This is a genomic window from Achromobacter sp. ACM01 (assembly GCF_014851745.1).
In the GTDB taxonomy this organism is placed as follows: Bacteria; Pseudomonadota; Gammaproteobacteria; order Burkholderiales; family Burkholderiaceae_B; genus Achromobacter; species Achromobacter aegrifaciens.
The window spans coordinates 1,791,428-1,799,180 of sequence record NZ_JACVAF010000001.1; the positions used below are offsets into that span (position 1 = coordinate 1,791,428).

The 7,753-nt window shown below is 64.8% G+C and carries 5 protein-coding genes; 2 read left to right on the plus strand and 3 right to left on the minus strand.

Annotation, left to right across the window (positions count from 1 at the left end; translation table 11 throughout):
• Nucleotides 1-32: 32 nt before the first annotated feature.
• Together IB268_RS08405 and IB268_RS08410 are read right to left on the minus strand one after the other, a co-directional pair.
• Nucleotides 33-2,441 (minus strand): DUF3772 domain-containing protein, encoded by a 2,409-nt coding sequence (locus IB268_RS08405; protein WP_054457797.1) that lies wholly within the window; start codon nucleotides 2,439-2,441, stop codon nucleotides 33-35.
• Between the two features lie 233 nt (nucleotides 2,442-2,674).
• Nucleotides 2,675-3,595, minus strand: a complete 921-nt coding sequence (locus IB268_RS08410) for a LysR family transcriptional regulator (protein ID WP_054457796.1) — start codon at nucleotides 3,593-3,595, stop codon at nucleotides 2,675-2,677.
• A gap of 240 nt (nucleotides 3,596-3,835) precedes the next feature.
• Between IB268_RS08410 and IB268_RS08415 the strand changes: the two genes are divergently transcribed.
• Nucleotides 3,836-5,353, plus strand: coding sequence for an acetyl-CoA hydrolase/transferase family protein (locus tag IB268_RS08415; protein ID WP_192354067.1), 1,518 nt, complete (start codon nucleotides 3,836-3,838; stop codon nucleotides 5,351-5,353).
• Nucleotides 5,354-5,484: 131 nt separating this feature from the next.
• On the opposite strand, the gene IB268_RS08420 is transcribed toward IB268_RS08415, so the two are convergent.
• Complete coding sequence (locus IB268_RS08420) at nucleotides 5,485-6,429, minus strand: LysR substrate-binding domain-containing protein (RefSeq protein WP_119450664.1); 945 nt, start codon at nucleotides 6,427-6,429, stop codon at nucleotides 5,485-5,487.
• A 120-nt stretch (nucleotides 6,430-6,549) separates the two neighbouring features.
• Between IB268_RS08420 and IB268_RS31030 the strand changes: the two genes are divergently transcribed.
• Nucleotides 6,550-6,855 (plus strand): hypothetical protein, encoded by a 306-nt coding sequence (locus IB268_RS31030; protein ID WP_225588913.1) that lies wholly within the window; start codon nucleotides 6,550-6,552, stop codon nucleotides 6,853-6,855.
• The last annotated feature ends 898 nt before the right edge of the window (nucleotides 6,856-7,753 follow it).

Below are 7,753 nucleotides of genomic sequence, written 5' to 3' on the forward strand. Positions count from 1 at the left end.
GTCCCGGCGGGGCGGGACAAGGGAGGGATGATTCAGGATTGGGCGGGCGGCGGTACGGCGAGGGGAGCCGCCGCCGGCTGGGGGGCCGACGCCAGCAGCATGGTGGGCGGCGAAGATACTTCCAGGCCCGCGTCATGCAGGCGCTTGAGCAGGGTGAACAGCAGGGCGCTGCGCACGCCGTAGGCCGCCCGGGGGGAGGACACGTAGCCCTTGGCGTTGAAGACCAGATTGCCGCCTTCGATGCCATCCAGGAAGACGTTGGGCGCGGGCGTGTCCAACACGTCTTCGTGGTCGGAGAAGGCCTGCAGGATCAATTCGCGCACCTGTTCGGCATCGGTGGAGAGCGGCAAAGGCAGCTTGATCTGCACCAGCCCCAGCGGGTTCGAGCGGGTCACGTTGCGTACGGTTTTGGTGACGAACTCCGAATTCGGCACGATCACCGTGGAGCGGTCCCCCATCTGGATTTCCGTGGCGCGCACGTTGATGCGCAGGATGTCGCCCTCGACGCCGCCTAGCGACACCCAGTCGCCCACCTTGACGGGGCGCTCGGCCAGCAGGATCAGGCCGGACACGAAGTTCTGCACGACCGCCTGCAAGCCAAAACCGATACCCACCGACAGCGCGCTCGCGATCCACGCCACGCGTTCCAGGCCGATGCCCGCGGCCGAAAGCGACAGCGCCACGGCGATCACGAAACCTGCATAGCCGAACAGCGTGGCTGCCGACAGCTGCATGCCCGGGTCCAGTTCGGTCGTCGGCAGGTAGCGGTTGGACAGCCAGCGCTTGAGCATCTTCACGGCCAGCAGCGACAGCGCCAGCACCAGCAGCGCCTGCAGCACGGCGCCGGGGCGGATCTGGGCTTCGCCGATGGCGAGTCCCTTGCGCAGCTGGTCGAAGCGCTGCAGCAGGTCCATCGGCGCTTCGCCGAAGGGCGCGGCCAGGAGAATTACGGCCAGCAGGCCGACCGCCACGCGGCCCACGCCCGACAGCAGCACGGCGGCCTGGTCGCGCATACTGGGCGCTTCGTGCTCGCCGCCGTCGCGGTGCGAGGTGCCGAGCAGCGTGCTGAAGCCGTCCTCGATCAGCGTCGACAGCAGATAGGCGGAGGCCAGCACGATCAGCACCCACAGCACCTGCTTGACCATGAAACTGCCGAACGCCACATAGCCCGCCAGCAGGCTGGCCAGGCTCAGGATCAGCACGGTCCACACCGCTCCCAGCAGCAGCGAGACCCAGAACGGGATCGGCGTCTCGCTTTCTTGCATGGCCTGGCGCCGCAGCCGGCGGCTGATGGCCAGCACCGCGCCCAGCATCGCCATGGTCAGGACGGCGACGATGCCGGTCAGCGTGATGGTGGTGGTCAGGCTCGCGTTCAAGAGCACCGGCAGTCGCTCGGCCAGCCAGATCATCACCACCAGCACGCCCAGCACGGCGGGCAGCCAGCGCAGGCGCGCCGCCACGATGTCGCTGACGGGCGGCAGGCGCCACGACGGCCGGTTCGCGGACAGGAGCGCATAGCCCAGGCCGGACACGTAGCCGCCGAAGCAGACCGTTCCCACCAGGTTCGCGAGCAACGACGAGGTGTTGTCGCTCAGTTGCGAATTCCAGTCCAGCCCCATATGGATCAACAGCGCGACGACGCCCGGCGTGGCGACGGCCAGGACCACATGCGTGACCGCAAGAAAGGAGCGGCGCAGGCGCCCCGGCGGCACGCGCGTGGCGGTTATCCGCAACAGGACCCGGCCGATGGCGATACGCAGGGCGATCGTCAGCGCGATCGCCGCGCCCAATAGCAGCCAGCCCCATTTTGGCGTCTGGCCGACCGCGGTAGCGAGGTCGTCGCGCAGCGCTTCCAGCCGTTCGAGGTCGCGCGGGAACTCCTCGCGGAACTCGGTCCAGAATTGGTCGGACAGGAACGAGTCGCGTCGCTCGCCCAGGCGCGCCTGGAACTGCTTACGCCGCTGCGCCGATATCTGTTCGGCCGTTTGCCCTGCATCCACGGACAGCAGCCTGGCCAGCTTGATCTGCGCATCCAGCGCCCGGCTGGTCTTGTCCAGTTGCATGCGCTGGGCCGCAACGTCGGACGCTTCCTTGACGCCTTCGGGCGGCGTGCCCAGTTCGCTCAAGCGGGCCGTCACGCTGGCGAGCTGGGGCGTCAAGGCCTCGGCGGCGGCGTCGGCCTTGGACTGGATGTCCAGCGCGTCGCCGCGTTGCTTCACCAGGGTGGCGTCATCGGTCTCGTCGGCAACGCGCTTGCGGATGTCGTCGATCTGTTTGCGCGCGGTTGCCAGCGCCGCTTCCGTGTCGGCGGGCGTGGGCGGCGCCGCGGCATGGGCCGGCAGCAGGAAAAGGACTAGCAGCAGCGCCGCAGTCAGCGTCGTGAAAATCGACGCGCGGGCGCGGTGAGGCCGCGCGCGCAGGGGAATGGAAGTCTGTGTCATGTTCTGGGGCGAGTCGCTCGCATTCGAGGCGGGAGCATAGCAAGCCGCCGCCTCATTCGTTGCAACAAAAACGAGCGCTACGGCCCTATTTGTTTTGGCGTGCTCGGCGGCTATCGCGCGGGCGCGGACCAGGGATAGAAATAGGGCCGGATAGGCGACGGAAGGCCGCTGGCAGGGCGTGCCGGGCGCGGCGTCCGCAAACCATATTTACGAGGTCAACGTTTGGATTCAACTCAAACAGCACGGACGTTCGGCGCGGCCCGCTTTTTGGGCTTGCCCAGTACCGCGTCGCATACCTCCAGCCAGGCGCGGGCGGCATAGGACAGATAGCCGGACTGCTGCCAGATATGGCCGACTTCCCATTGCATGCCGGACTTGGCCAGCTTGGCGGTGCTCAAGCCGCGCGTTTTCATGCGCTGCATCAGGGGTTCGGGCAGTAGCGCCACGCCCAGGCCCGCCGAAGCCATTGCCACCAGGAAGTCCCAGTGCGCGCTCTGGGCCGCGATGCCGGGCTGGAAACCGGCATCGGCAAACGCCTGCCGCAAGCGCCGGGTCATGGCGAAGTCGTCCGTGGGTATCAAGAGGCGGGCGTCGCGCAGGGCGGAGAGCGGCAGCGAGGTCTTGCCGGCCCAGGGCGCGTCGGGCGGGCCGATCACCCAGATCGGGTAGCTGCCGAAGGGCTGGGCGGCCAGGCCGCCGTCCGGCGCGATCGGCAGTATGGTCGCGCCCACTTCCAGTTCCCCGCTCGCCACCAGTCCTTCCACGGCCTGGCCAGTGCCTTCGCGCAGGGTCAGGTGTATGCCCGGATGCAGTTCACGGAAGCGCTTGACCACCGGCGTGAACAGCAGGTTGATCATGGGCGGGATGCCGACTTCCAGCGCGCCCCGGCGCAGGTCCGCGGTCTGGCGCAGTTCTTCCGATAGTTGGCGCATCGTTTCGAGCACCTGCAGGCCGCGCTGGTACATGACCCGGCCGGTATCGGTGGGACGGGCTGTGTGGCCGTCGCGGATCAAGAGCGGCGTGCCGGCCTCTTCTTCCAGCTGGCGGATCATCTTGCTCACCGTCGACTGCGTCACGAACAGCGTCTTGGCCGCCTGCGTGAAGCTGGCGTGCCTGACGGTTTCGACGAAGTACCGCAATGCGCGCACGTCCATGGACCGGAATTCCCTCGCGCGTTGCGCGCAAAACATTCAAACGATGAAAAAAGCGACTTGTTTGGATGATTTTAAGTCATTACGAGATTTGAGCCGGCCTTCCTATACTGCGGAAAATTCGTTCCCGGGCCGCCTCGAGTCGGCCCTGGAGCCTTGGGAAACGCCGCGTCAGACGGCGCCTGGGCGCATGGCGGCAATGCCGCGCCCCGCCGCACGTAGGCCCTTGAATCTGGAGACACCATGCATCTCGACCGTATCCGCCACCCTGGGCTGCGCGCCAAGATCACTTCCGCCGATCAGGCGGCTTTGCTGGTACAGGACGGCATGACCGTCGGAATGAGCGGTTTCACCCGCGCGGGCGACTGTAAGTCGGTGCCGGCGGCGCTGGCGGCCCGCGCCGAGCGCGAGCCGCTCTCCATCACCCTGATCACCGGCGCGTCGCTGGGTCATGACACGGACAAGATGCTGGCGCAGGCCAATGCGCTGGCGCGCCGCATGCCGTTTCAGGTCGACACGACCCTGCGCCGCAAGATCAATCAGGGCGAAATCGCCTTCATCGATCAGCACCTGTCCGAAACCGTCGAACAGCTGCGCGCGGGCCATATCGGCCCCATCAATGTCGCCATCATCGAGGCCGCCGCCATCACCGAGACCGGCGCCATCGTGCCGACCATGTCGGTGGGCAACTCCGCCTCCTTTGCGCAGCAGGCGGACGTCATCATCATCGAGCTGAACATGGGCGTGCCCGCCGCCATCGAGGGCCTGCACGATATCTACGTGCCCGAAGCCCGCCCGGCGCGCCAGCCCATCGGCCTGGTTTCTCCCGACCAGCGCATCGGCCAGTCCTGCATTGAAGTGGATCCGGCCAAGATCGCCGCCATCGTCATCACGCAAGAGCCGGACAGCCCGTCCAATGCCTTGCCGCCCGACGAGGAAACCAATGCCATCGCCGGCCACATCAATGATTTCCTGCGCCGCGAGGTCGACGCCGGTCGCCTGACTAACGAGCTGCTGCCCTTGCAGGCGGGCATCGGCACCATCGCCAACGCGGTGCTGCACGGCTTCGAGTCGTCCAGCTTCGAGAACCTGACGATGTACTCGGAAGTGCTGCAGGACAGCGCCATCGAACTGCTGGACCAGGGCAAGCTTGCATTCGCGTCGGCCTCTTCGATCACGGTGTCCAAGCCCGTGTACGAAAAGATCCTGGCCAACATGGAGCACTACCGCGAGCGCATCGTGCTGCGCCCGCAAGAGATCAGCAACGCGCCCGAGATCGTGCGCCGTCTGGGCATCATCGCCATCAACACGGCGCTGGAGTTCGACATCTACGGCAACGTCAATTCCACGCACGTGGGCGGCACCCACATGATGAATGGTATTGGCGGTTCGGGCGACTTCGCGCGCAACGCGCACCTCGCGATCTTCGTGTCCAAGTCCATGGCCAAGAACGGCGACATCTCCAGCGTGGTGCCCATGGTGTCTCACGTCGACCACACCGAGCATGACGTGGACGTCCTGGTCACGGAATGCGGCCTGGCGGATCTGCGCGGCCTGGCGCCGCGTGAACGCGCGCGCGCGGTCATCCGGAACTGCGTGCATCCGTCCTACCGCGACGCCCTGCAGGACTATTTCGACCGAGCCTGCGAGCGTGGCGGCCAGACGCCGCATCTGCTCGAAGAAGCGTTTTCCTGGCACCAGCGTTTCAATGAAACCGATACGATGCGGCCAGCCAGCCCGGCTGCGCGCAAGGTGGCCTGAGGCCCGCCGCAAAGTGTGACTGCCGCCGCCGCGGCGCCTGCCGGTGTTTGCGTGCGTAGCGCATCCCGGCTTGCGGACCGTGGTTTCCGCTGGCGCCGCGATTTGGTAGAGGTAAAGCAGCGGAGGCTGCTTTACCTTTTTTTTGCCTGGCCTTTCTTGCCGGGGCCGGACTTGGGGGCGCTCAGGTTTTCGCGCGACATCTCCAGCTCGTCGCGCAGCCACTGCTTCAGTTCCACCAGCGGCGCCCAGTCGCGCAGGCTGGGCCGGTAGACCAGGTGATAGGTCTGCGCCTGTTCGTACTCGATGCTGATCGGGGAAATCTGCACCAGCCGGCCCGAGCACAGCGCGTCCGCGGCCAGCAGTTGGCGTCCCAGCGTGATGCCCAGGCCCTGCTCGGCGGCCTGCATCATCATGCCGGCATCGTTGAAGGAGGCCACCGGCGTGATGGGCGTGTCCAGCCCTGCGGCGCTGAACCAGGTTTGCCAGAGCTCGCGCTCGCCCAGCAACGGTTGGCGCGCGAGCGTCTGCGGCGAATGATCGGGGAGCGCCGCCGCGGTTTCCGGCGATGCCAGGACGATCAGGGGCAGGGGCGTGTCGAACAAGGTCTCCGATTCCACACCCGGCCAGGGGCCGCGCCCAAAACGCAGCGCGGCATGAAAACCGTCGCGCAACAGATCCACCACTTGCTGCGAGGTCTCGATTTCCAGTGTCAGGCCCGGATTGCGCTCGCGCCACCGCGCCATGCGCGGCAACAGCCAGCGTTGCGCGAAAGAAGGCAGCACCGACACACGCAAGCGTTGTTCACTGCCCGAGGCCGCGGCCGACGCTGCCATCGTCCCTTCATCCAGCAGCGCCATGGCGCCCTGCACACTGCACAAGAGCGCGGCGCCAGCGGAATTCAGGACGATGCCCCGCCCGCTGCGCTCGAACAGGGGAAAGCCCAGTTGGGTTTCGAGCACCTTGATCTGCTGGCTGACGGCGCTGTGGGTCAGATGCAGCCTTTCGGCGGCCGCGCGCAGGTTCTGCAATTCGGCCACGGCGCGGAAGGCGGGGAGGGTGCTGAGCGGCAGGCGCATGGAGAGGACCCAGTAAGAGATTGGTCATCATAGCTTACCGATACCCCCAAAACAATTCGATTTTCAGCCGAGTATTGGGCGACTACGCTTACCAAAGTGCATAAACACCTGGAGCCCATCATGTCCGCACAGCTTTGCACCCCGTCTTCTTCCGCCCTGGCCGCCATTTCCAGGGATCGTCAGCAGTCCGCCGCCCAGCCCGTCACGGCGCCGTCCGCCGAATTGGCAGCGCCCCGCGTGGGATTCATCGCGAGGCTTGCGGCCGCCTATCGCAAGCGCCGCAATGAAGCGCGCCTGCGTCATCTGGCTGCCGATCTGGATGAGCACATGCTGCAGGATCTGGGCGCACCCAGATGGCTGATGAACGAAGCCGCAGTCAAGCGCGACCTGGCGCGCTTGCGCGACGCGGACTACCTGCGCTGGTAGCCGGAGCCTTTTGCCCCTGATGGGCGACGCCTCCCGGCGTTCTTGTCCACTCCCCCCGCGGCCCCGCCTTCTATATATATAGAAGGCGGGGCCGCGCGCTTGCCAGGGAGATGACCTGTCTTCTAGCTATATAGCCAAGTGGGTGGCGCAAGAGTGGCGCCGCTAGCGGGGCGCGGCAGATCGCGGAGACATCTGGAACAAATATTTGGCTGCACGGCATGACGCGCAGAAAACTTGTGCTATAGTCTCGCTCCTTCGCAGTTCGGACAGTTTTGAACCGCGAAGCCAAGCAAGCACAACAGGTCGGGCAAGAGGATTCGAGCCAGGTCTGCCGCAAAGCAGTCAGAAATGAATGCCCCGCGGTTATTGCAAGGATTGCAGCAAGTTAGGCAAAAGCCAGTTGCACAATCTGCAAAAATCGTGTTATAGTCTTGGGCTTGGCAGCTGCCGAAAACTTAGGGTTAACCCTGATATTTCGATAGCTGCTAAGAGAGGCAGGCCTGAAGAGGTCGCAAGCAAGAAAGCGAAACGCAGTATGTGACGCCGACTTGACAAGCGAAAAAAACTTCTTCATAATCTCGTTTCTCTGCTGCAAACAACGCGGCGCCAGCGAAAGCGGCGTAGCGAAGCGAGCAGGCAGTAAGTAGTACAGAATTTGGTAGTACCGCTCTTTAACAATTAAACAACCGATAAGTGTGGGCGCTTGATGCGAGTGCATAGTGACTTCGGTCACAAGCACAATGAAATCAAGTGCTCACTAGAAGTGAAGTACCTTAGATGTCAAGTCTAAGCACATACCTCACTTCCTTTGAGTAGCGACGTATGACTCGACCCTTTCGGGGGTTAAGAAATACGAAACAAATACAGAGATTAAACTGAAGAGTTTGATCCTGGCTCA

Coding starts and splice junctions, on each gene's coding strand:
- IB268_RS08415 (WP_192354067.1), top strand. CDS start 3,836: ATGCATCTCGACCGTATCCGCCACCCTGGGCTGCGCGCCAAGATCACT.
- IB268_RS31030 (WP_225588913.1), top strand. CDS start 6,550: ATGTCCGCACAGCTTTGCACCCCGTCTTCTTCCGCCCTGGCCGCCATT.
- IB268_RS08410 (WP_054457796.1), bottom strand. CDS start 3,595: ATGGACGTGCGCGCATTGCGGTACTTCGTCGAAACCGTCAGGCACGCC.
- IB268_RS08405 (WP_054457797.1), bottom strand. CDS start 2,441: ATGACACAGACTTCCATTCCCCTGCGCGCGCGGCCTCACCGCGCCCGC.
- IB268_RS08420 (WP_119450664.1), bottom strand. CDS start 6,429: ATGCGCCTGCCGCTCAGCACCCTCCCCGCCTTCCGCGCCGTGGCCGAA.